Origin of the sequence: Moraxella bovoculi 237, from assembly GCF_000696305.2 — a bacterium.
Lineage (GTDB): Bacteria > Pseudomonadota > Gammaproteobacteria > Pseudomonadales > Moraxellaceae > Moraxella > Moraxella bovoculi.
In genome coordinates, this window is record NZ_AOMT01000006.1 from 1 (window position 1) to 24987 (window position 24987).

The following is a 24987-nucleotide window of genomic DNA, read 5'->3' on the forward strand; positions in this document are numbered from 1 at the left end:
TCTAAAACAGCCACAGGCATTATATCCAAATAAACATACCTTCTGATGACTTTATCATCTTTGATTTCAGCAGAGAGTAAACCCTTATCCCAAAGATACTGAACATTGTCCTTAACAGCACCTTTATCATCATAAGTGGTTTTTGCAATTCTTTGTCTTAGATGATTATACTGATAAGTGGCGATGAGTTTTTCTATCTTATTGCCTTGCTTGTCTTGTGTGGTATCCTTAATGGACTTAATTTGTCCATCAGGGGTGTAGGTTAAGGCTCTTTGTTTGATAATGTCGCCTTTATGGTCTTTGGTGGTTATCATTACAGGGTTTCCTAAGTTGTCATAGGTGTAATGGGTGGTTTTGACGATGCTGTCTTTATCATCTTTGGTGGTGATGGTACTTAGTCTATCAGAATTTGGTTCATAAGTGTAGTGGATATTATGATGTTTGGTGCGATTACCGTTACTATCATAAGTGTAGGCACTCGTCAGCTCATCAATGTTTATGATGTTGCCGTTGGTGTCAATGCTTACGATTTGGCTAAGATTGTTTGGGTTTGTGTGATTTGAGTCTTTGCTATAACTTAATTTGGTATTTGTATTGTGGTCGTGTTTTTGGCTTAGTCTGTCTTTGTGGTCATAGACATTGACTTGGTTTGTGTTGTTGGTGTGGGTAAAGGAGACAAGTCCTTGGGTGGAACTTGTTTTGATGTTGGCAAGTAAGGGATTTTGGTTTTTATGACCCATCAAAGAGCGTGTGAGTGTCCGCCAAACGCTTGTGTTTGGCAGTTGGTAGTCAATACTTGTGGTTTGACTGTGCTTGTCATAGTGATGGGTTAGGATAATGCCCTCTGGCAGATGGGTGTGCGTGATTCTGCCTAAGCTGTCGTATTGATAGGCGGTGGTGTGAGTGGTTGTGGTCAATACCACTTCGGTTTTAATGACATTGCCCTTCTCATCATAGACATAAGTGGTGTCTTGATGTTGGTCTTTGATGGTGGTGGGTCGGTGTTTGTTGTCGTAGTGGTAGCTGACCGTTTGGCAGTTTTGGGCTTGGTTTGACTGCTCGGTCTTGCTTGTGTTTGTTTTTTGAGTTTGACAAGTTTGTCTTTTGGTTGGCATTTTAAGCTCATTGTAAGTAATGGCTGTGGTGGTGTTTTCATCTTGGATAAGAGTGGGCAGATGATGAATGTTGTGGCTTAGGCTGTGTGTGCCTGTGTTGGCATCGGTATGAGTGATGAGTCTGCCAAAGTCATCATATTGGCGAGTGTAGGTACTGCCTTGTGGTAGGGTTAGGGTGTCTAGTCTGCCAAAGACATCAAGACTTAGAATGATGGGGTTTGTATCATTGTGTTTGGCATTTGTGCCTGCTTGGTCTTTGGATTGTGAATGGGTGTTTGGTTGTAGGGCAGAAACAAGGCTTGTGGCATTGGCAATGTCAGCTTTTTGAGGTTTTGTATTGATGTCTTTTTCTTGATTGGCACTGATGCCTGTACTGGTCTTTTCATCCAGTAGGTTTTGTTCGGTATTTGGTGCTGTCAATACTTATAATTTCCTATCTTTGTGGTCTTAGGTGTTGGCTTGGTTAATGATATTTCTCTACCAAATAGCCAGTACAAATAAATACACCGAAAAAGATGTAATGACTTGTAAAAATATGCAAAGATTATCGCTTAGGCTTTTTTGACCTGTTTGTAGTAGGAAATAGGCGGTTGCACCTATTGTACTACCCACAATACAAGATAGTAATGAATATATAACAATACTTAATGAATACGGGGTGTAAAAAACCAACAAGGTTATTGGTATCATAGATACACAAAAAGCCGATACTATCATAATATTCTTAAACATAAAATACCTAAAAACTATACAGATGACATAATAATACCTAAAATATATATCAATTGAAAAATGATTATTGAAAAAATAGATTGTATATATAAATCAATATTTTTATTAGTAACCATTATTTTAAACCCCATTCTGTAGCACCTGCACAAAACCAACCACAATAAAAGCAGCTGTTTGGCTGCTTTTTCTTCGATTTTATTGTCAAATTAATACTTTTCAATATGGCCCCAAGAACCGATTACCGTTAAAATGAATCATATGTGTTGGGGCGTTTGCAAGCCAAACCTCGGTTTCCCAAGCTATATCTGCTGCGTATTTTCTGTAGGTTTCCGCATTGGGAAATGCCGATACAAACACCAGGCCTGACGTGCATTCAGCAAATAAACTGTTCAGCTCTCTGTAACGCTTATGGTCAACTGGACCGTGCGAGGTCACAGATTCAATCAAAAACAACCAGTTCTTTTCTTTGTTATAAATCATCACATCGGGCAACTTGCCGTGGCTGTCCAGCTCCACACCTAGTGATTTTAACAGTGCCACATCAAAGAACCCATGCTTATCGCCTGTATCACCAACATATACCAAAGTCCCACCTGGTACATAAATACTGCCAAAACTATCCACGATATCCTTGATTAGTTGCGAGTGTGCACCTGCAGACAACTGGACCATCTGCCCATTAGGTAGTAAAAGCGGAATCATTGCCATCTCTCTTTTTTTGGCATAGGCTTCGGCAAGACTGCCATTTTGCTGCAAATAGGCTGACATTGCTGCATCATAAGCTTCTGTACCATAAAGTCTTAGTACCTCTAATAAATTTGGCTCAATTTGATATACGGTTTTTGGACTGTTAACCGGTCTTTTAGGATTGTCAGGATTATACAAACAGATCCCTGCTTCCACAAACTGATGCATTGACTGTTTACGAAAGGTTTCTCGCGAATTAGGCGCGTATTCCTTAAAGTAATGATCTCTAGACCAATCCATGATTGGTGTGATGCCAACCAAAGGGCTGCTTGCTTCAGACCAGCTCTTTTCAGGTGTCATATCCAGTAGGCAGAGCATGCATAATGCGGTTCTTTCATTTTGTTGTTGCTTTGGCATACCTAGTTGGCTTAATATACTCAAAGCCTGTAGTAGCTTTTCTTCGACTTTATTCATTTCGACACGAACTCCAACAAGTCATCTACTTGTACTTGCCCCATACCAATTTGATAGTTTTTGCCTAATTCATGGAGTTTTTTAAGTGAAGGATATAGTATGTTTTTTAAATCAGTTGCATTTACCTGTGTATGACCTGAAAATATTCTAAAATACTCATCTAGTATTGTACTATTTAAGAAACACGCAAGCCCCATTGCTGTTGTTTTGTCAAATCCGCGTTTATTGACATGAAAAACATTCCAATGGTTTTCAAAGCCAATCCATCGATTATCTTCGCCAATATCTTTCGGCCTAACAACATTGGCAACTACTCTTCTTTTTTCTTCCTTGGCGGAAAAACGTTTGACTATGACATAATAGCCGTCATTCGGCATCAACCACTTTTGAGAGGTAGATGACACTCTGATCGCATTGGGTTTTTTGTGTTCTTTGGGATATACAAGCCGCCCTTCTTCAAAATGATGTGGGTATAGTAATGGCGCGTTATCCCCTTGTGGCTGTCGTTCTAGCAAATCCTTAATCCTAAAATCAACAACAGGTCCGGTACTGACATTTAATCCAATCTCAGATAAGGACACCTCAAACAATCTTTCATCTATGTCTTTATTAGTAGGTAGTCGAATAAAGAGTTCTGCATCATTCGGCTTCACAATATTTTCAAAGTCGAATGTTTCTTCTGAGTAGTCTTTAAAATCAGCATTTTTAGACTGGGAAATAATAACCTTGCCCTGTTTGGCACCCTTTACCAATTTAATAATGATATTTTCCTGTAGCACTCCATCATCCTTAAAGGCTTGATTTCTGCTTTGAAATAAATGAATATGTTCTATTGCACAATCTAAAAACAATAATTCTCTAAAGGTCTTGTAGTACGGACCATTGCAGAAAGAACGGGGAATAATAGCGACGATTTGCCCACCTTTTTTGGCAAGCTTGATTGTGAGCGCCATAAAAGCTGAATAAAGGTTCACTGTTTCAATACCGACTTTTCGCAATGCTTTTCTATATTCGGAATGGCTGTTAATTTTTTTGTATGGTGGATTTAGGATTGCATGAGTGTATTTTTCTTCGCTCTCAGATAATAGGGTTTTGACAGCGTCAAAGATAAAATCTGCTGTGTATATCGTGCTTGGAACATCCAATTTCTGCATATTCAAAGCCAGATGCTCTTGCATAATTGGATCGATTTCCCACAGGTCTAAATGCTCAATACACTTGAGTTTATTTACAGCCGATATGGTGAGGGAGCCAATACCTGCCCCACAGTCGAGAAGTTTTGCACCTGTGTTGGCACCCTCATCGTCTTGGTGAAATAAGTCAGCCATAAAATCAGCGATATTACTAGGCGTCATAAACTGACCGTATTTTGACTTGTTTTCTGGATTGAGTTTTTGGTTAACCGAAAGTCTTATGTTGTCAATATCTTTGTTATTCACTGAATTTAACCCTATTACGTGCATCTAAAAGTAATATTTTAAATTAAAGATGGGTATGGTTACCTCGTGTGTACACCAACGAACGGCTCACAAAGGTGCCATTGCCGTCACTATTGGCTTTGATGCCCTGGATTTTGATTGTGGAACTTTAATATTTTCTGTGGTTTTTGGTAATAGCATTTTAAAAAAATTTAAATTATAAACAGGTTTGTTTTATAGTAGGGTTAAACAAACTTAATTTCTTCACACTCAATGATTTTAAGCACCTGCACCATAAAAATTGCCCCAAAAGTACCTCGAGCGATTTTGTTACTGATGTTTTGTGGGCTTTCATGGATGCCTTGCTCAGCCAGTTTTTCTGAAATTTCCACATAGCTGATGTTTCGTCTGGCAATCTCAGCTTTTAACAGTCCTCTAACATAATCTTTCCAATAATTTTCATCGGAGGGATTTTGTGCTTGGTTTGTCATTTATTGTTTCTCTAATAACGCTAAATATGTATTTTCATTATACATGATGAAAAAAATATTTGCAAATAAACGATTATGTGTTACAATCATTATATATGATGACATAAAAACATTTAAGTTTATTTGGAGAAAATCATGCCCCAACACTTCCTACTCTCCGCAAAAGCTCGCAATTTATCACCGATTGCTATTGCTCGTATGAGTGAGTATGAAGCCGTGATGGTGATGAAGCGCCTTCGTTGGGGTGATGGTGATAAGGTTACTTGCCCTCGCTGTGGTAAACAACATAAAGCCTATTTTATTAAATCTCGCCGCCAATGGCAATGTAAAGAATGTCAGTATCGTTTTAGTGTTACTTCTGGTACTTTATTTGCTCATCACAAATTACCGCTTCGTGATATTCTTTTTGCTTGTGGTTTATATGTCAATGCCGCTAAAGGCATATCTGCTTTGCAAATTGCTCGTGATTTAGATGTTCAATACAAAACCGCCTTTGTTCTTCTGCATAAAATCAAAGAAGCTTTAAAAAATTACCAAGTAGAGAGCTTTAAAAAAGAAGCGAACACAGGTAAAAAACCCTTATCTGGCATTATCCACATGGATGCCACTTATGTACACTCTAGTAGAAAACCTAAGAATAAAAAGCAAGATCGTATTGATAGACGTCTAAAACAGCACGAGAACCCCAAGAAGCGTGCAATCTTAGTCATGCGCGACAGCTTCCCAAAAACTGAAGATCCTAATCTCATTGGCGCTAGACGTACAATGGCATTTGTGGCCAAATCTGAGAATAGCAAAGTAATCAATGATCTGGCTAATAAGCACATTGAAAAAGGCAGCACCATTCACACAGATGAAAGCCCAGCTTATGACAATCTGATTTACTTTCATGATTTAAAGCGTGTTAACCATCAGCAAGAATATCGCTCAGATGAAGGCGTGACGAATAACCTAGCCGAGAGTTTCTTTAGTCGTTTTAAACGCATGTATTATGGTCAAGTTCATAAAATGGATAATTTGTATCTACATGAGTATGCAAACGAGATTGCTTACAGAGAAGATACCAGAAGAATGAGTAATGGTGAAATCTTTAATGATTTGGTTTCCAGATGCCTAAACAATAAGCCCTCTGATGATTGGCGTGGTTACTGGCAAGGCAATCGCAGAATGGCAGAACTCTTAGCAGCATAACCAAAATAACACATATGGAGTTAAACTATGGCCGAAACTCATGTAAATAGTGGCATTACCAACAAAATAAAGAAGCTTAACCAACATAAGCAGTCGCTACTCAAGCAAGTTCAAGAAATAGATAGGCAAATTAGCATTTTAATAGAGGCGGCTCAAATCATTGGAGAGGTAGATCAATTACCAAAACTACGGCAACAAGCATTCCACAACAGCATCAAAACCCTTGTTGTACAAGTCCTTAAAGAATCTGATAAACCGCTATCCGCCAATGAGATTGCAGATCGAGCAGCAACACTAGACAACCCTCAAGAAAAAGGATTGAAAACCACAGCAAAACAGATAAAATCCACAAGAATGGCCTTAAATAATCTAATTGCAGACAATATGGTGATTAAATCAGGTTCTGGCAGAGGTTCAATCAGGTACGAGTGGGCTGTTTGCAAGAATAAAGATTAAAAAAGACCAATAAATCAATAAAAATGAATTAAAAAGCAGTCAAAAGACTGCTTTTATTATTGCAAAGTTTGTGCAGGTGCTACATAATGGCGATTTTAAAGATAAATATCAATTTACATATTTTATAGATAATAAAACTTAAAAAAATACAAAATACTGACAGCAAACTGGCAATAAAAAACTCTTTCACTCCATAATCATTTGTCCTATTTATAAAAATCAGCCCAATAAGAGTTAAAGCCCCAAATAAAAGAAAATTTATCAGTATAGCACCCATCAGTTGTTCCTTAATAGATCAACGGTCTAACGGAATAATAATCTTTTACTCTACCTAGTCTCTGCGCCAACTCAAATGGTTTAACATCGTGGGCGTAGTGTGGCTCATCATCCTTCCACCAACAAGTCATTATATTTGTACAGGCTTTATAGTCAGCACTGCCAGCAGCAGGTCTTTGAAATTTTATAAGCTTTTCATTTTTATCATAAGTACATTGGTTGGAGTGAGAGCTCCTAGTGGGTTTTGAGCGAACCTCCCAAGTTGCCCCACGATGATAGATGGCTACTTTGAAACTGTCACTTGGCTCTTCCCATACCGTATTCTTATTATTTTTCTATCATTCAGCTAATAATAGATATAAATTTAACTATGCAGACGCTAAGATCATATTATAAAATAAAATTATTAAATAAAAAAATAAAGAAAAATATATTTGTGGCATAATATACCGAAGATGACTATCACCCTCCTTTAGTTTATGTATATTAAAAATATAACCAAAAATGCCACCAAGAAAAAAACACATGAAAGAAAATATATAACCCCTACTCAAAAATTCAAAGTAATATTCAGAAATATTATAACCAAATATTTTCATAACAGCCATCGGAAGTATAAAACTCAATATTAATAAAATGATAATATTTTTCATTGTTTTGCCTAATCAATAAATGGTTGGTCTAACAGAGTAATAGTCATCCATTCTACCTAGCTTTACTGCCAATGAATAAGGATCTACATCGTGTTCTTTATGCTCTTTGCAATCAAAAATAGGGAAACGACACTCCTTATAATCAGCAGTACCAGCAGCAGGTCTTTGAAATCTAATCAGATTGCGATCAATATCATAGGTACATTGATTGGTATGTCCGCCCTTGGTTGGTTTAGAGCGAACTATTACCAAATAATCAGTAAAAATAAATATATAGCAAAAGATGTAATGACTTGCAAAAATATACAAAGATTATCGCTTAGGATTTTTTGACCTGTTTGTAGTAGGAAATAGGCGGTTGCACCTATCAAAATTCCTATAATACAGCTTATTGCAGAATATAAGGACAATTTTAGAAAAAATGGCTCAAGTATATATTCAATAATATCTATTGGGAGAAACAATAAAAATATAAATGAATATATAGTAAACAAACCAATCATTACAAAAATATTTTTTTTCATAAGCACTATTTTTTATAAAATTTATCTAGACACTTGCCCAAAAATCAATAATAATTTTTTCAACCAATAAAAATATTATAGAAAAATTAACCTTCAAAAAAAACCCAATATTCCTATTGATAATATATTTATCTAAATTTGCTAAAAATATGACAATGTAACCAAATATCCATCCACAAATGCAAATTGGAATAACATCAATGTATGATTTTATAAAATAATTCAAATCATATAGAAAGCTAAAGTTATTATTTTTATAAATAAAAAATTTAATTATATTTAATAACAAAGCAACCAATAATATCATTAACAAATCTAATAATAGATTCAATTTTTTTTTATACACAATCATACCTCATACTAGTAAATTAAAGGTCTAACAGAATAGTAGTCATTTATTCTCTTTAGTTTTTCCGCCAACATAAAAGTAACCACATCGTGTTCGTAATGTTGTTTGCATTCCTGTTCAGTACAAGCCTTAAAATCAGCACTACCAGCAGCAGGCGGATTTTTGAGCAATCTTTTATTTTTATCATAAGTGCATTGGCTGGAATGATAATTTTTAGTAGGCTTAGAACGAACCTCCCAAGTAGCCCCCCCAATGAAAAACTTTAACCTTTGGATTATTACTTGGCTTCTCCCACACCGTATTTTTTGGATTTTTCTCTCTATCACTTTCAATATCTTGCAAGGTGGCTGGGCATTTTCTATCATTCAACTCATCTAACCATCTTGTTTTCTTCAAGTACTCTTTTTCCATTCTCAGCCACATGCAAAACTTTTGTGTATTTGAATAGTCTGGAATTTCATTGTATACTGGACCTGCTGGAGTCAAAACAGCAAATTCAGACTTGGTACCCAACTTTTTTGCTTTTTCTTTATCCAATTGATTTATAGCATCCTGTATTGTATACAACCCCAACACATCCACATACTCCCAAGGCTCGTGATTGGCATAGACATAGCTGTTTAATCCACCACTCAATCCCAAGGGGTCAGCAGTTAAATATCTGCCTGTTTCAGGGTTGTAGTATCGGTTGGTATTATAGTGATAGCCCGTTTCATTATCATAATATTGCCCTGCAAAGCGTAGGTTAAATTGGAAGTTGTCTTTGGTAGTAATGGTGGCTTTGCCAAAGTCTTCATAGTCGGCTTGCCAAACCATTTGATTATTTTGATCTGTGATTTGCTTGGGTGTGCCTAGATGGTCGGTGTGGACGGTATAGAGCTGTGCAGTCATCATTTTGCCCTTGTTATTATAGGTGTAGTCTATCACAGCAATTGGCGTAATGTCCATATAAATGTATCGGCGTGTAATGTTGCCATTTTGGATTTCTGCTGAAAGCAGTCCATTATGCCATAAGTAATTGGTGGTCTCTTTTTGTATTTGGTTTGTCTTATCATCTTTAAGGTAAACCGTTTTTTCAATGCGTTGTCTTAGATGATTGTAGTCATAATCTGCAATCAGTACACCATCTTGATAAATTGCCTTAATTTGATTGTCAGGTGTATAGCTAATGGTTTGAACACTTACCTTGTTGTTTTTGTCAGTTTTGGTAATTTTGGTTGGACTGCCCACCTGATTATACTCATAAGTGATTTGATAATCTGGGTGATTGATGTGCGTTAAGCGGTCGGTATTGGTTTGGTAGTTATAGGTTGTTATTACGCCATTCTCATAACGACTTAGGCGATTGTTATTAGCATCTAAGGTATAGGCAATGTCTTGCTTGCCATTATGGGTAGATTTCTTATCATTTGGCTGAATTGGATTATGGATGGATAATGATTGAAAGTCTTTTTTGTTATTGATTTTTCTAGTTAAAGACTGCCATAATCCTGTGCTTGGCAACTGATAGTTGGCATTGATGATTTTGCCCGCTTCATTATAAGCATAGTTTAATACCAAGCCTTCTGGCAGGATAATTTTGTTTAGTCTGTTTTGATTATCATAACCATATTGCATTGGATAATTTTTGTTATCCAAAGTAATGATTTCTGTTTGGGCTGTACCTGTTGGTAGATAGTCATAAGTAATATCATAACGGTCGGTATCAATGGCGGTTAATTGCCCATTGTCATTATAATGATAAGCGATGGTTTGGCAACGGCTTTTGTCAATATTGTCGCAAGTCCGCAAAGATTTTGCTAATCCTTTATCATCATAGGTAACATACTGTACAGCAATCTCACTTGTGATTGTTGTTAGCTTGTCCTGTGTATCATAGGCTAATTTGTATTTGCCTGTGTTGGGGTCAGTGGCGTGTGTTAATCTGCCAAAATCATCATAATTGCGATGATAGGTTGTGCCTGTGGAAAGTTTAATACTTGTTGGTTTGCCTGTTTTGTCCTGTGCAATATTTACCCTTTGTTCTGACTTGGCAATAAAGTCATAAAGAACATCAATCGCATCATCTGATGTGTTTGGGCTTTTGATGACCGATTGATTTTCTTTATCATTTGTTTTTTGATTATGGACAGGCAATGCTTCTTTAATTGGATTGCCCTCCAAATCATACCCCATTTGAGTCATTGTGATGATGTCGCCATCGTCATCATAATCTAGCTCTATGATGGTTTCTTTACCCTTAACCACACTTGGGCGGATAATTTTACTGGGCTTGGTTGGGTGCTTTGGGTTTTGGTATTCAAAACGCTGATAAAGCACAGAATTTGGTGTATTTGTGCTTGGGGGATTGGTTGGCGTACTTTTAATCTCTTTAATGTTGCCCTTATCATCATAGTCAATCAAAATGCCATCTGTTGGATTGCCCTTTGGGTCAAGTGTTTGTTTTTGAATAACCCCACCCTTATCATTATAGACAAAGCTATGGTTGATGGTGGACTCATCACAAGTAGAGCACCCTGCTCCGACTGCTTTAATCAGGCGAAAGCCTGTTTGAGGGGTGTAGGTGTAGTGATACTGTGTGGTTTGTCCTAGGCTATTGGTTAGGGTGTTGATGTAGGTTTTTTGATTTTGTTGGTTGGTTTGGTTGGTTTGATAAGCGTGCCATAGGCTATCATCATAACGGATACTGACCTTATTTTGCCCATTAGGCTCGGTAGATAAAATGGCACGGTCATAGGCATCATAGACCCAAGATTGGATTAAGATGGCTTGGTTTTGAGTTGGTTTTTGATTTGGCGTGGTTTGGTTGCTGTTTTTTGTATTTGTTTGGTTTGTATAGTGGTATTTTGCGGTTAGGTTGTGTTTATCATTAAGGTTAGTATAGCCATAGCCCACTCTTATACCATTGGGATTAACCACTTGGGAGAGGTTATGATGTTTGTCCAAGAAGTAATGGCTTGTGCCAATAGGACTTTGTACGGTAATATAAGGCAGATTGTGTTTGGTAGTTTGGTAGGTAAAGCTTAGGCTTTGTCCTTGATGGTTGGTCACTTTGGCAAGTCTGCCTTTGGTGTCATAGCGTAATTGGTAATGCCCTAGATGGGGCTTTTGGGGGTTTTGATAGACGGATGAGAGTTGTCCATAGGTATGGGTTGCTGTATGGGCAGTGGGTTGTTTGGTGGTGTGGTGATGGGCTTTGTTTAGTCTTTGGGCTTGCTGGTTGGCTTGTTTGTGCAGCACAAAGCCAAAGCGTCTGCCATCAGGCAAATGCCAATGCCAGTGTTCGCCATTGTTATTATTTTGGGCTTGGGTAATGTAGCCAAGTGATGGGTCTGGATGGGTGTAGTGAATGTGTTTTAGGTTTGGGTTATCTTTGTCGCTCACTTGGGTTTTATAAAAGTGATATAGCGTGCCATCGGTGCTTAGGATTTGGATGGTGTCGGTTGGAGCAGTTAGGTTTGTGTCTTGATTAAGCTGATTTGCCTGATTTGAATAGGTGGTATGCTGTAATTGGATTTCAAAGCTAGAACGCCAGCCCATACCAAAGATGCCTTTTTGGGTGGATTGAGAGTTGTAATAACGGGTAAGGTTTAGGGCATAAGGGTCAGTTTCATCAAGGATTAAATCATCTACCCGTTCAAACTTATTGCCTGATAAGACATTAATGGGATTAGAGACAAAGGTGTTTGGGGCAAAGGCAGAAGAAGTGGGGGCGGTGGTGGTGGCGTGATTGGTACGGGCAGACAGGTTGGGGTCGGCGGAGCATTGAGTGCCTGTGTTGCCTGTATTGACAACTTTATGTGTGCCACTAGGATTGGCAAGGCACATTTGGGCGTGGGTGGGGTGGGTTGATAGTAGAAGACCAAGAGATAAGGCAAGTGGCGTGAGTGGGGATTTGAGCTTCATTTTGGTTTCCTTGATGGTTATTTTATGGGTTTTGGTTTAGTTTAGGTTGATGATGAGAACGGTAGGGGTTTTTTGGGGTAGGTGGTTGCTCTCGTTTGTGGTATCGTCTTGGGCGGCTACCGCCTGCTGATGATTCTGCTCTTGGGCAATGATTGCGGATACACCGCCATCAGAGCGTAAGCTCTGATAGTATTTTGATACTTTGATGATATATTGGCGAGTTTCAGTAAATGGGGGTATGCCCCCATATTTGGCAACATTGCCCTCCCCTGCATTGTAAGCAGCCAGTGCCAGATGAACTTGTCTTTGATATTTGTTCATCAAATAAGCAAAGTGACGTGTACCAACTGTGATATTCTCTTTTGGGTTCAAAAGATTATAATTGCCATATTGGGCGGCAGTTGATGGTAGCACCTGCATTAGACCCAATGCACCTTTTGGTGAGCGGGCATTTGCTTGATAGTTTGATTCTACCTTAATAATGGCTTTGATGAGTAAGGGATTGATGCCATACTGATGAGCTGTTTGGTGTAGATGAGCATCCAACGAATTATTTTGGGTGGGTTTTGCCAACCCAATATCATTTGCCATAGATTGACTGCTGGTTGAGTAAGTTAAATCAATTACTTTGGGATTGGCACGAACATTACCCACCCAAAACATTAAAAGTATGGCAATCCATATAGAAAACTTCATTAACATCCACCACCCGGTGCAAAATCAGAAATCAATTCAACACCGCCATCACCACCAAGCTGATATGCCCCTGCCCCAATCACACCCAGTGCCACTAAGATGGCAAGCCAGTCTTTTTTACTTTTTCCTGTGCCAATAGAACCTGCACCCCCATTCTCCTCTTTGCTTAAAATATCAATAATCTCATCAACACTCATATTTTCATAGCCCTCTGGTAGCTTAATGCCCGACACATCAGGCAGTTTAATCCCTGTTGTTGGTGACATATCGCCTTTTGGGGGTACATAGGATTTGGTTTGCAAGCCATTTTCTACCGCAGGGCTTAGCATTTGAGCAGAAACATCTACCGTAATAGGAATACGGTCAGAAGCCAATAGCTTCAAATCAAATGCTTCTTGCGAACCACGAACAAAAGAAGCAATAGAGATAAACATATCTTTTGCTAATGGAATCTTTGGCTCATAACCATAAGTGATTCTTAGTTTTAATACATTTGCCTGACTAATGCTAATGTTTGGGTCGCTGCATTTATAGTTTTGAATGTCGCTATGCTTGTTGGGAATGACTTTACTTGTGGTATTTAAATTTTTTGCAGTTGGGCATTATTGCACGCATTAAATGCCGCCTCATTTGGACTGATAATCTCAATTTTCATAAAGCGAGCTTCATCAAGTTTAAGTTTTTCAAGTGCCAATTTACTCTGTGCAGAAGCAATCAGATGGTTGGTTGTATCCGCTTTAATACCCTCTGATCTTAGATTGGTTGATAGAAGTGGCAACAAACCTTTTAATAACCCATCTTCAATCGCCTGTGGGTCAGCATTATTGATAGCCCCTGCTCGTGCCGCCTCATAGGAAGCATAAGTAACATTGGTCTTGGCATTATACATAAATGCATATTGTATCCCAATCATCCCCAATAACATCACAAGCGGTGTTACCACCAATATTTCTGTGACTGATGCACCTTTTTGTTTTTGCAAATCTATTTTGTAGAACATCAAAGCACTCCATTTATAAGTAAAATACAGCACCAACAAGCGATTCATCTATGGGTAGTGTCTGGGTAGAAAACTCTAAAATCTCATAAGTATCACGATGTGCCACAAAAATCCGATTGGGCGATAATTCATTAACCACTTGTATGATTTTTCCTTGTTTATCAATACAAATCAGACGAATAGAAAATCGCATTGCAAAAGTATGCACAGAGTTACAAGGGGTAATCAGTAAAGCAGCATTGGCACTTAGACTCTTTTTGCCAAGCAACCCTTTTAATCTACGCCAAAAATTATCCGCACGCTTTATATCAATATTGCCAATCACAGTTGTCGCGATTTGATTGCCCATCACTATTTTAGCCAAAAGCCTCTCTCATCATTACATACACAGGAAAACCAATGACAATAAAGGTGCAAGGAAAAATAAATGCTACCAAAGGAAACAAAAGTTTAACAGGTGCCTCCATTGCTAATTTTTCCGCCTTCAAAAACCGCTCTATTCGTCTTTGTTTGGCTTGTTCTCTTAAAATAGGTCCTAGATTCATACCCATCTTTTCTGCTTGAACGATGGAGGATGTCAGGCTTTTGATGGACAAATCATCAATGCGTTCTCCCATCTTACGAATCGCCTCACTGCGACTGACGCCTGTTTTGATGTCTCGTAGCACCTTTTCAAATTCTGCCTTAACTGCCCCATTAGGCCCTTTTTGTACCGCTTGCTTAATCGCACCATTAAAATTAAGTCCAGACTCAATACTCAAAGTAATCATATCAAGAAAAAATGGAATATTTTTGGCGATATGGGCATTTCTTGCTTGTTTGGTTTGCTTTAACCAAAGGTCTGGATAAATAAACCCAAGTAGCACCGCAAGTACACCTAATAAACTTGACTGACCTGCAATCCACAACAACAATAAAAACACAAACCCAAGCACCACCGCTCCTACAATCTTACTGGCGATGATATGTTCTGGCTTAAACTGATATTCCACCCCAGCAAAGATAATTGCCCTTTCATATTTATCAATCATCGCTTTATTTAGCCAAGGCGTGATATAAAATACCACAACATTGATGGGTAATTTTAATAAACGATAAAATAATGGTGGTTTATCCAAATAATTAGTATCATCATCTGGCACACGGACAATCGCATATAATATATGCCAAATCACAAATGCCAAAATAATCAATAAAAAACCAATTAACAAATAAATTATCAAATCCATCAAATTATCCCAACATTCAAAAATGACTAGCTTTTAATATTTAAAATAATATAAAAAAACCCAGATGCCCTAAACATCAATATTAACAATTTTACGAATAAATATAATACCTAAAATCTCAAAAATAATAATGGCTGCCAATGCCATATACCCTGCTTTTGTCGTCCAAAGCTGGCTCATCGCGGCAGGCTCCATTTTGCTTAACACCAAAATAAGCACCACAGGCATCAGCCCTACCACCCAGGCTTGCATTTTGCCTTGGGCGGTCAATGCTTTGATTTTACCTTCTGCTTGCTCAATACTTCTAAGCGTTTGGGCAATGTTTTTTAGAGCATCAGACAGTTCGCCACCTGTCTGTATAGAAGTTCTGATGGTGGACACGGTCAAGATAACTGAGTTGTAAGGCATTCTTGTGGCAAAGTTCTGCAAGGATTCATCAATGCTAACCCCGAGTTTTTGCTCTCTGACCACAAGTCCAATCTCGTCTGATAGAGGTTTTGGAAACTCTTCGCCAATCAAAGCAAATGCCCCCACCAAACTATTGCCTGACTTTAATGAACCTGCCATCAAATCAATGGCATCAGGCAACTGTTTTTCAAACAATTCAAGACGGTGTTTTTTGATTTTATTAATAATAAGAAAAGGCGAATAAACCAAGAATGCCATCATTAGCATAATAAGAAAAAAATTAATCTGCAACATAATGATAGCAATCAATACAGATATTGCAAAAAGTGCGTATATAATGACAAATTTCTTATAACCACCTTTGATATGAACATCATCAAATGCTTGTAGGGCTTTTTCTAATCTTCCTCCGTTTGCTAATTTTTTATGATTTACGCTAGAATTTTTAACGACCAAATAAATAATAAAAAATAGTAGCGATAAAACAACCACCAACACACCATAAATCGCCATATCACCACCCAATTTATTAAAATTTCCCAATTAAGTTACTGATCACTAAAATAATCGGCTCTAAGGTTAATGCCACTATCGGCTAAATCTTGATAAAAGCTAGGAATGGCATCTTGTGCCATAAAATAACCCTTGATACGAGCATCGTTATCATAACCTGTTTTTTTATAAATAAATAAATCTTGTAGCTGAATAGTACCACCCTCTATACCAGACACTTCTGTGATATAAGTAATTTTGCGCGAACCACAATTAAATCTGGTCTGCTGCACAATAATATCAATGGCTGACACAATCTGCTCTCTAATGGCAGTTAATGGTAAATCCATACCTGCCATCAGTATCATTGTTTCAAGTCGAGATAAAGCATCTCTTGGTGTGTTGGCGTGCAAAGTCGTCAATGAGCCCTCGTGTCCTGTATTCATCGCTTGGAGCATATCTAATGCCTCAGCTCCACGACACTCCCCCACTACAATTCTATCAGGTCTCATTCTAAGTGAGTTTTTAACCAAATCTCGAATGCTAACGAGACCCTTGCCCTCAGCGTTGCTTGGTCTAGATTCCAAAGAAATTAAGTGGTCGTGATTTAACTTTAACTCAGCTGCATCTTCAATGGTAATCACTCGCTCACCATTGGGGATAAAATTAGACAAAACATTTAAAAGCGTTGTTTTACCCGAGCCTGTACCACCAGAGATAATGACATTCTTTTTATGCTTAACACAAATTTGTAAAAAATCCGCCATACTCTCGGACAGACTGCCAAACTCTACCAACTCAGCCACGCCTAAGCGTTTTTCTGGAAACTTACGAATGGTGATGGTTGGTCCTTTGATGGCTAAGGGTGGGATAATGGCATTGACACGAGAGCCATCTTTTAGGCGAGCATCTACCATTGGAGAGGACTCATCAATTCGCCTACCAATCGGTGAAACGATTCTCTCAATCACATCAAGCACCGCTTGGTCGCTACTAAATATCAAAGGACTTTTTTGAATTTTGCCGTGCTGTTCTACATAGATTTCTTTGGAGGAGTTCACCATAATCTCAGAAATACTCTTATCAGACAACAAACTCTCCAATGGTCCAAGCCCTACCGCTTCGTGCAGAACCAATATTTGTTGGATTTGGTGCCCCTGCTCTTGCCAATGGTGGCATTGCCAGTCTTACCAAACCAAATCAAGGCTTACAGTGTATCGGCACTGTTAAGCACAATTCAAAAGGTAATAGTGGCGCTAATCTTTGCCCTACCCCATCTGCCACTTCTGTTCGCTCGAACAACCCCTCTCCCACCGCCTTTGGGGGCAATCCTATCAATCTTTTGACAGGCAATAAGTTTGAGCAACTCTTAGACATTGATGAGGTGGGCGATGCCTTTGCTTTACGCTTGACTCGTTATTATAATTCACAATCCACTCAGCGTGGTATCTTTGGTATCGGTTGGCGGTCTGATTATGAGTTGCAATTACAAGATTTGGGGGATAATGTTCAGACTTTAACAGCAGATGGTAGTTTATATCACTTTAATAAACAGCAGATAAAAGATGACAGCACAGGACTATTAAGCGAACGCTTTGTCTCTGACGATCTCTCTTTGGGCTATGTAGTAATTAAGCCTGTCAGTCATCAAACTGGGACAAATACAGGCAGTGAGATGATATGGCAATGGCACTTGCCTGATGGGCGTGTAATGGAATTTGCCCCACACAGACAAGTTAATAAGGTCAATACCGTAGGCAGGTATCAATACGGTCAATTAAGCCGTGTACAAAAACTTGCTTCTGACAAGAATACCCAAGCCCTCTATTGGCAACTACACTACAACACCGATGGTAAACTGGCTAGGGTATCCAATCACTTAGGTCAAGTGCTTCGTTTTGAGTATCAAACCAACGATGATGGCTTATCTTATATCAATGTGAGTAAAGAAGGAACAAAACAAGGAACAAAGACAGACAAACAAGTTTGGCAATATCGCTTAGATAAAATTGGTAATCTTTTAGAAGTTATTACCCATCAAGGCGATAGATGGGGCTATGAGTATGGCGACCCTAACGACAAACACAATCTAACTGCCAAATATCGCTATGTTCAAGACAATGACAAGGACAGCAGTAATGATGGTCTTAAAAAACAGCTTATCAGTCGTTTTGCATACGATGCTTATGACAGAGCCATTTTGTCTACTGGCGACAATGATGCCCACAAAATCCGTGTCAGCTATGATGATAGGGCAACCTATCCTACACTTGGCGAGACCTACACTAACACCTTAACCAATAGCCTAGGGCAAACCACACAATATCGTTACACCTATGATAAAACAGGCATACGCCTATTGTCTGCCATTGGTGCTGGCTGTATGACTTGTAATCAGTCCAATGTACGCTATGAATACAACGAGCAAGGATGGGTCGTTGCCAAACATGTGCTTGACTCTACCACAAACCACCCCAAATCCGATGCTACCAATACCCCAACCATCATCCATACCAAACGCTATGTCTATGATAGCTTTGGGCGAGTGGTCAAGACAATAGCACAAGATAAGCACCACAAAAAGTATGGCAAAAAAGGCAAATCAGAACACAGCATCATCAGTCCTGCCCACACCACCTACACCACCTACACAAGCGATGACAAAGACAATCCTGCTTTTTATCTGGTTAAAAGCATAACCACGGATTCTGTGTTTGATGGCAAACAAACTGGGGCAGAATACGATTATGATGATAGGGGTAATGTGATAAGGTTTAAGGAGTTTGGGTTTGAAGGGGGTGGTAATGTGTCTGAACGCACAGTGTATTATAGTTACAACGCACAAGGGTTGCTAGATAAGATTGAGTTAAGTACTGATGACATCAAAAATAACTCCAATTATGCAAAAACCGAACTTATTCGCTTTACCTATAACGAAAAAGGGCAGCCAATTGAAGTCAGAGAGCAAGGACTTCATACCAAATACGGCTATGACAATCAGGGCAATCTAAACCTAATCACTTACCCTGATGGGCAGACTGTTCATTACACTTATAACGCTTACAATCAACCCACACATATCAAAATGGGCAATCAGTTTGTAATGATGGATTATGATGACAGGCAACGCCCTATTCATTATAACAATCACTTAGGACAAACCATTGATGTTCGTTATGATGATGCCACACATAGCATTCATTACACCCTAGCCGATGGCCAGGTGGTCAGTGATGTTTATAGTAGCGAATATGACCTTATCAAAAGAAGTATCAAGGACAGTCAAGGTAAGATTATATTTACCAGTCTTGGTAGTGAGGTGATGGATAATGGCTTATCAACCCAAAACTCCACCAAACCCATCAACACCCTTATCATCAATAACGCCCTAGCCAAACTCACCCTTAACACAGGGGCGACCTACACACGCCATTATGATGACTTTGGCAGAGTGCGTTTGGCAACGGATGCCAATACAGGCAAACGCTATATTCGGTATGACAACTTCGATAGACCCACACAAATAATGCTTGATGAAACAAATCAAGAACTAAGTTATAATGCCTTGGGTCTGCCAAGTGTATTTAAAACTTGCAAAGTGGGCAATACCCAAGACTGTCAATACACTTATTACCATTACGACACTTATGGCAAATTAACCAAAGTAGAACACAGTCAGACACAAGATGGCAAAATACCCGGCATACAATATCAGTATACAGATACGGGGCTTGTTGCCAGTGAAACCACCGCACCAATACCCAATCAAGACTACACCACCGCCTATACCTACGATGATAAAGACCGCATCAAAAGCGTGACCCTACCAGAGGGCATCACTCTACACTACCATTACAATACCCACAGTCAAGTTACCCAAATAGACTACCAAACACCCACAAGCACGCTTTGGCAGACTCTGACAAGCAAATGGAACAAGGTTTTTAATAAAGACAAGGGTAATACCCTACTATCAAATATCCAAGCAGACAGCACAAGGGGTTTGCTTGGGTTAAAGCACGCCAATGACAGTACAGTAAGCCAAGTCTATGATGGCAAAGCAAGGCTAATAGATAAACACGACCACAGTACCCAAACCAAGCTCAACTATGACAAACAAACTGGGGAAATTATCAGTATTGATAATGATGGTAATATCAAAACCATTGATAAGATAACGAGTGCCTATCAATACGATGCCAATGGCAATCGTATCAAACACACCCCAACAACCAACCAAAGCAACACTCACTACACTTATGAACCAAACTCTGATAGACTCAGTCGTATTGAAAATGACAACGCCATCATCGTTTATCAATATGACCAAGTCGGCAATCCTATCACCATTACCACTACAAGCAAACAAGATAACACCGTGAACACACGACAGTTAGACTACACCCCTGATGGACAGATTAAGTCCATTAAGGACAATGATAAATTAATCGCCACTTATCAGTATAATCATCTAAGACAAAGAATTGCAAAAACGACTTATGATGATAAACAAAATATTAAAGACACCACGCAATATCTGTGGGATAAAGGCTTATTATCCGCAGAGATTAAAGATAACAAGATAACACGCCGTTATGTGTATCTTGATATTATGCCTGTGGCTGTTTTAGATTATGGGTATGATAGTAAGGGTAAATTAAACAAGACCAAGGTTTACTCAATCCACACCGACCGCCTAGGCACACCAAAAGCCATCACCAACCAAAACCAAGAAACGGTTTGGAGCATTGAGATGGATGCCTTCGGAGAAACAAAGTCCATTGATAGTCAAAGTGGTTTTGAGTTTAACCTAAGATTTGCAGGGCAGTACTATGATGATGAGACAGGCTATCATTATAACTATCATAGATACTATGACCCAAGTATTGGACGGTATTTGACATCTGATCCGATTGGGTTAAACGGTGGCAGCTTTAATACTTATTCTTATGTGGATAATGAGGTGTGGAGAGCAGTGGATCCTTGGGGGCTTTATACAGTTTTTATTGGCGGTGCGGCAGATGCTGAGCCGTTTCTAGGTCAAGGTCCAACCAAAATCATGAATGACCTTAAAAACCATTTTAGAGACAACTATTTAAAATCGTATTTTACAAGAAATGGCTACTCGGCACAGCAAGCAAATGATTTGGCAGACAGAAATGCAAGATACTACGGCTTTCATGAACTACATCTAATGCTTGCTGATGCTAAGATGTATTTATCCACACAGGGTAATGAAAATGCTAAAATCAATATTGTTGGTCACAGCCTAGGAGGTTGGCAAGCAGCTCATCTTGCACAACAATTAGAAGAGTGGCGTTGTGGTTCTGTTGGTGTTTTGGCTACTCTGGATCCTGTTGGGGTCAGATACAGCTATAATTTAGCAGGAAGTATTAATTTTAAAACACCAAACCCCAAATATAAGACATGGGTAAATATTAGAGCAGAGGCTAAAGATACCAGCATCAATGATATTATAGCCAATCTAGGTGGGCAATGGGATCCATCATCTCTTAATCCAACTTATAATTATACACTTGAAGTGGATCATGCCCATGCTTACGATATGTTTACAACAAAAATTCCAAATAGAAACATTAGCCCTCTTGGATTAGTAAATATATCTTATTCAAATAATCGGAAAAACATAAGAGAATACGAAAGAGCTACTAGATCTCACAGGAATGATGAAGGGAGTATATTAAAATGAAAAAATTATTTATTTTAATTTTTGTTTTATTAATATTTTTATATTTAATAATATATGATTATTTTAGACAAAATTTTGTATATAAAGAAGAGTTAAATACATATTATCCAGAAGTTATTTTTATTGAAATTTTTAGAGATAACTTGCATAGCTCATATGACATAAACATACAAGGATTGTTTTATGCAAAAAATTCCCCAAGGGACATGCCGATATTTATATCTAATAAATTGGAAAATATGGATGACAATATCATTGGTTATGATCAAGTTTATCAAGAAAAAAAACATTTATATGTGAACAATAAAAGTATAGAAAATTATAAATTAAATTATGACATGAAAAATAAAGGATTGGAATTATTCTATTTTCAAATTAAATTTAAAACAAAAAACAATCAAGATTTGAAATATAAATATATTTTAGAAGAAATAATAAAAAATAAGAAGATGAATGTTTTTCGGTATCAAAGAAAGGACATGATGGGAGGGACAATCTACATATCAGATCCTTTTGTTTTAAATTTCAATGCTGAACAAATAAATAATTTAAATGCGATATATAATGAGATTTTTTGAATTTATCGCCTATATCAACAAAGACAAAAAGCACCCCGCGCCCAATCCACCCCAAAACCATCTAGGCAGACCCAGACAAGTGCTAGATGACAATAATCAATTGGTATGGCAATTAACCCCCACCGACTTTGGTGGGGTGGTGGATAAAGCCCTACAAGATAAAACAGGCTATGAGCTAAACTTAAGATTTAGTGGTCAATATGAAGACAAGGAGACAGGCTTGTACTATAATCATCACAGATACTACGACCCAAGTACAGGCAGATACATCACACCTGACCCACTGGGTCTTGCTGGCGGAGACAATCTATATACCTATGTAGCTAACAGCCCAATTCACTATAATGACCCTGTGGGATTACTCTTGTTTGCGTTTGATGGGACGGGGAATCAAGACTACGACATTCCACCCAAGCAACATTCTAATGTGGTGAAGTTTGGAAATGCTTATAAAAGTGATCCGAATGAGCCAATAATGTTCACTCATCCTACTGCACCCCTAATAGCAATTAAAACTCAAAAAATTGACTTTGGTAATTTTGCCAAACAAAATGCATTCTATATCTCAGGAGCAGACACAAATGACAGATACTCTGGTATCACAAAGGGTGTCGGAGGCGGTGGCACGGGACTTTCAATCATCAAAAGAGTTGATAAAATGATTGAATGCCTACACAGCTACTTTGAACATATAGAAAAAAAATTATACAGGCGCTAATAAACCAAAACAAGCCATCAACATCAACCTAGATATTGTTGGGTTTAGCCGTGGTGCCGCTTCGGCAAGGATGTTCGCCAGTAAGGTCAATAATATGATGAACAGCGGTAGTTGGTATAGATACTCTCAAGTGCCAGTTCAAGGGGATGCCTTTAATAGAACAGAAACAAAATGGAAATACACGCATAATTGGCTAAAACAACAATGTAATATCAACTTCAAATTTAACTTTATGGGTCTTTGGGATACTGTTCCTGCCTATGGTGCAGACCAAAACAATGACATTGCTGATCTAAATGCCTTTGAAATGCCAATTGCCATTACCGCCCCATTTAAAAAGATTGTGCACGCTGTTGCCGTCAATGAACATCGTGGACAATTTCACGGTCGTTCTATTTTTAGGAATCAATCAGATGCAAATAAATATAACAACAAAGTGTTAAATGGTACTCACTATTTAGAATTAGGATTTCTAGGTGCTCATTCGGATATCGGTGGAGGCTATCACTAAGGCGACTTATCTGATGTAAGTTTGGTATGGATGGCGAATGAGGCTAATAAATTATATAAAAATCAAGGTATTAAAGCTGAGATTAAATTAAGTGCAGATAATAAAATAGTTTCCAACCCTATCGTTCACGATAGTATTGGAGTAGAGAGAGCTGGTGGAACTATTATTTTTAGTCCAAGTCGTCAATTTCGCTGGGCAGGGACTGAAAATGGTAGTGTAGAGCAATTTACTAGCATTCCGCACCTAAAATTTAATTGGGAACATAGCCGATCTTATCAACCAAAAGGAGTAAACCGATTTGATGATATACGCCGTCTTAGTGATGAGTATATGAGAAGATGGACTTGTGGATATATCATCAATGACTGTCCAGAAGTTGATGAGATTAGGGCATTTAAAGGCATTGATGGAGAGGGTCAGCCCACAATCTTGTACGGCAAGGGTGCGATTGGCAATAATCAAAGATATATACTCATTCAAGATTATATTAATTGGCTTAAAAATAAGGGTTATAGTCTTGATGGTCTTTCTGTTCAAATTCAATAAGGAATAAGAGATGAAATTTATAAAAATTATGACAGTGTTTTATCTATTCACATCATTAACAGCCTGTGCCAGTCCAAAATCAGAGATTAGTACAATTACATTCAACTCTCCACACAGTCTAAATGATGATACAAGAGATCAAATTATTATTTATGAATTGTTGGAACCAATGAAATCCTATTGTGGTCTTTATTATCTAGCCATTGGGTATAATCCAGATGATAGGATAAAAAATAATGATAGATTTTTTCACTATGGAACCTGCTTGTTTAATATTAAAAAATGGAACAACATACCAAACTTAACATTTAGATATACAACAATCCCAAGAAAGCGAAATACAATTTTTTGTGACCTAGCATATCTTGATGATGAAACAATAAAAACTTGTACAAAAATGGACGACTATGTTGACAGCCTTTATAATACAATTCCACAAGATGCTTGGGAGACCTACACCATAAACACCAAAGAAATTATTGAAAATGCCATAAAAGACAAGAATCCCATCGGAAACAAAGAGAAAAATCTTAATATTAATTCATCAAAATTTACAGAGAGAAACGACAGATATGTAGAATTAAAATTTCATACAGTTGTTATAGACAACAAAATGGAACACACAATAGATATTCTCAATTGTTGGAAACACCAAAAAAATCTCTTTGGCATTAACTTCAAATTCAACTTTATGGGACTGTACGACACTCTCCCTGCCTTTGGCCCAAAACAGGATAACGATATGTCAAACACCAGAGCTTTTGAAATGGATTTAGACATTTCAGGAAGTGAATTCAAAACCATCGTCCACGCCGTTGCCTCTAACG

Annotated in this window: 20 protein-coding genes; 8 read left to right on the plus strand and 12 right to left on the minus strand. The window is 38.1% G+C overall.

Annotated features, from left to right (window positions below; genetic code table 11):
* The 4 genes from MBO_RS02720 to MBO_RS02735 form a co-directional block, all read right to left on the minus strand.
* Window positions 1-1535 (minus strand): RHS repeat domain-containing protein (locus tag MBO_RS02720; protein ID WP_036363315.1); only part of this gene is annotated, 1535 nt, incomplete at its 3' end.
* 528 nt (window positions 1536-2063) lie between these two features.
* Complete coding sequence (locus tag MBO_RS02725; RefSeq protein WP_036363317.1) at window positions 2064-3008, minus strand: BsuBI/PstI family type II restriction endonuclease; 945 nt, start codon at window positions 3006-3008, stop codon at window positions 2064-2066.
* Window positions 3005-4447, minus strand: coding sequence for an Eco57I restriction-modification methylase domain-containing protein (locus MBO_RS02730; protein WP_036363320.1), 1443 nt, complete (start codon window positions 4445-4447; stop codon window positions 3005-3007). Before MBO_RS02730 ends, MBO_RS02725 begins: the two co-directional genes overlap by 4 nt.
* A 224-nt stretch (window positions 4448-4671) precedes the next feature.
* A complete protein-coding gene (locus MBO_RS02735; protein ID WP_036363322.1) occupies window positions 4672-4917 on the minus strand; it encodes a DUF6471 domain-containing protein in 246 nt (81 codons plus the stop codon).
* 135 nt (window positions 4918-5052) lie between these two features.
* Between MBO_RS02735 and MBO_RS02740 the strand changes: the two genes are divergently transcribed.
* Together MBO_RS02740 and MBO_RS02745 are read left to right on the plus strand one after the other, a co-directional pair.
* A complete protein-coding gene (locus MBO_RS02740) occupies window positions 5053-6108 on the plus strand; it encodes an IS1595 family transposase (protein ID WP_036363325.1) in 1056 nt (351 codons plus the stop codon).
* 27 nt (window positions 6109-6135) lie between these two features.
* Window positions 6136-6564 (plus strand): hypothetical protein, encoded by a 429-nt coding sequence (locus MBO_RS02745; protein ID WP_036363327.1) that lies wholly within the window; start codon window positions 6136-6138, stop codon window positions 6562-6564.
* A 2024-nt stretch (window positions 6565-8588) separates the two neighbouring features.
* On the opposite strand, the gene MBO_RS02750 is transcribed toward MBO_RS02745, so the two are convergent.
* The 8 genes from MBO_RS02750 to MBO_RS02785 all read right to left on the minus strand — a co-directional run bounded on the left by MBO_RS02750 (window position 8589) and on the right by MBO_RS02785 (window position 17188).
* A complete protein-coding gene (locus MBO_RS02750) occupies window positions 8589-12272 on the minus strand; it encodes an RHS repeat domain-containing protein (RefSeq protein WP_036363343.1) in 3684 nt (1227 codons plus the stop codon).
* A gap of 36 nt (window positions 12273-12308) precedes the next feature.
* On the minus strand, window positions 12309-12863 hold the full coding sequence (locus MBO_RS02755; protein ID WP_160169653.1) for a lytic transglycosylase domain-containing protein: 555 nt from the start codon (window positions 12861-12863) through the stop codon (window positions 12309-12311).
* A 104-nt stretch (window positions 12864-12967) separates the two neighbouring features.
* Window positions 12968-13402, minus strand: coding sequence for a hypothetical protein (locus tag MBO_RS02760; protein WP_052585262.1), 435 nt, complete (start codon window positions 13400-13402; stop codon window positions 12968-12970).
* Between the two features lie 146 nt (window positions 13403-13548).
* Entirely contained in the window at window positions 13549-13968 is a 420-nt protein-coding gene (locus MBO_RS02765) for a TadE/TadG family type IV pilus assembly protein (RefSeq protein ID WP_052585263.1), read from the minus strand.
* 13 nt (window positions 13969-13981) lie between these two features.
* Window positions 13982-14317, minus strand: coding sequence for a DUF192 domain-containing protein (locus MBO_RS02770; protein WP_052585264.1), 336 nt, complete (start codon window positions 14315-14317; stop codon window positions 13982-13984).
* 7 nt (window positions 14318-14324) lie between these two features.
* Entirely contained in the window at window positions 14325-15161 is an 837-nt protein-coding gene (locus MBO_RS02775) for a type II secretion system F family protein (RefSeq protein ID WP_227712652.1), read from the minus strand.
* A gap of 105 nt (window positions 15162-15266) precedes the next feature.
* Complete coding sequence (locus MBO_RS02780; RefSeq protein ID WP_160169654.1) at window positions 15267-15899, minus strand: type II secretion system F family protein; 633 nt, start codon at window positions 15897-15899, stop codon at window positions 15267-15269.
* Window positions 15900-16153: 254 nt separating this feature from the next.
* A complete protein-coding gene (locus MBO_RS02785; protein ID WP_265013581.1) occupies window positions 16154-17188 on the minus strand; it encodes a CpaF family protein in 1035 nt (344 codons plus the stop codon).
* Between the two features lie 11 nt (window positions 17189-17199).
* Between MBO_RS02785 and MBO_RS02790 the strand changes: the two genes are divergently transcribed.
* The 6 genes from MBO_RS02790 to MBO_RS02815 all read left to right on the plus strand — a co-directional run.
* Entirely contained in the window at window positions 17200-21807 is a 4608-nt protein-coding gene (locus MBO_RS02790; RefSeq protein WP_080702165.1) for an RHS repeat-associated core domain-containing protein, read from the plus strand.
* On the plus strand, window positions 21804-22385 hold the full coding sequence (locus MBO_RS02795) for a hypothetical protein (protein ID WP_036363352.1): 582 nt from the start codon (window positions 21804-21806) through the stop codon (window positions 22383-22385). Before MBO_RS02790 ends, MBO_RS02795 begins: the two co-directional genes overlap by 4 nt.
* Window positions 22372-23103 (plus strand): RHS repeat domain-containing protein, encoded by a 732-nt coding sequence (locus MBO_RS10280; RefSeq protein ID WP_052585266.1) that lies wholly within the window; start codon window positions 22372-22374, stop codon window positions 23101-23103. Before MBO_RS02795 ends, MBO_RS10280 begins: the two co-directional genes overlap by 14 nt.
* Before the next feature lie 34 nt (window positions 23104-23137).
* The gene (locus MBO_RS02805) at window positions 23138-23614 is read left to right on the plus strand and encodes a T6SS phospholipase effector Tle1-like catalytic domain-containing protein (protein ID WP_227712653.1); all 477 of its coding nucleotides are present in this window, start codon (window positions 23138-23140) and stop codon (window positions 23612-23614) included.
* Between the two features lie 30 nt (window positions 23615-23644).
* Window positions 23645-24160 carry a hypothetical protein gene (locus MBO_RS02810; protein ID WP_036363358.1) on the plus strand — a complete coding sequence of 172 codons (516 nt, stop codon included), beginning with the start codon at window positions 23645-23647 and terminating at the stop codon, window positions 24158-24160.
* 10 nt (window positions 24161-24170) lie between these two features.
* Window positions 24171-24987 (plus strand): hypothetical protein (locus MBO_RS02815; RefSeq protein ID WP_036363360.1); only part of this gene is annotated, 817 nt, incomplete at its 3' end.

What these genes read in the sequence shown, in the direction of transcription:
- MBO_RS02725 (WP_036363317.1), bottom strand. Translation starts at nt 3,008, where the DNA reads ATGAATAAAGTCGAAGAAAAGCTACTACAGGCTTTGAGTATATTAAGC.
- MBO_RS02735 (WP_036363322.1), bottom strand. Translation starts at nt 4,917, where the DNA reads ATGACAAACCAAGCACAAAATCCCTCCGATGAAAATTATTGGAAAGAT.
- MBO_RS02740 (WP_036363325.1), top strand. Translation starts at nt 5,053, where the DNA reads ATGCCCCAACACTTCCTACTCTCCGCAAAAGCTCGCAATTTATCACCG.
- MBO_RS02745 (WP_036363327.1), top strand. Translation starts at nt 6,136, where the DNA reads ATGGCCGAAACTCATGTAAATAGTGGCATTACCAACAAAATAAAGAAG.
- MBO_RS02750 (WP_036363343.1), bottom strand. Translation starts at nt 12,272, where the DNA reads ATGAAGCTCAAATCCCCACTCACGCCACTTGCCTTATCTCTTGGTCTT.
- MBO_RS02755 (WP_160169653.1), bottom strand. Translation starts at nt 12,863, where the DNA reads ATGGCAAATGATATTGGGTTGGCAAAACCCACCCAAAATAATTCGTTG.
- MBO_RS02760 (WP_052585262.1), bottom strand. Translation starts at nt 13,402, where the DNA reads ATGTTTATCTCTATTGCTTCTTTTGTTCGTGGTTCGCAAGAAGCATTT.
- MBO_RS02765 (WP_052585263.1), bottom strand. Translation starts at nt 13,968, where the DNA reads ATGTTCTACAAAATAGATTTGCAAAAACAAAAAGGTGCATCAGTCACA.
- MBO_RS02770 (WP_052585264.1), bottom strand. Translation starts at nt 14,317, where the DNA reads ATGGGCAATCAAATCGCGACAACTGTGATTGGCAATATTGATATAAAG.
- MBO_RS02780 (WP_160169654.1), bottom strand. Translation starts at nt 15,899, where the DNA reads ATGTTGCAGATTAATTTTTTTCTTATTATGCTAATGATGGCATTCTTG.
- MBO_RS02790 (WP_080702165.1), top strand. Translation starts at nt 17,200, where the DNA reads ATGGTCCAAGCCCTACCGCTTCGTGCAGAACCAATATTTGTTGGATTT.
- MBO_RS02795 (WP_036363352.1), top strand. Translation starts at nt 21,804, where the DNA reads ATGAAAAAATTATTTATTTTAATTTTTGTTTTATTAATATTTTTATAT.
- MBO_RS10280 (WP_052585266.1), top strand. Translation starts at nt 22,372, where the DNA reads ATGAGATTTTTTGAATTTATCGCCTATATCAACAAAGACAAAAAGCAC.
- MBO_RS02810 (WP_036363358.1), top strand. Translation starts at nt 23,645, where the DNA reads ATGGCGAATGAGGCTAATAAATTATATAAAAATCAAGGTATTAAAGCT.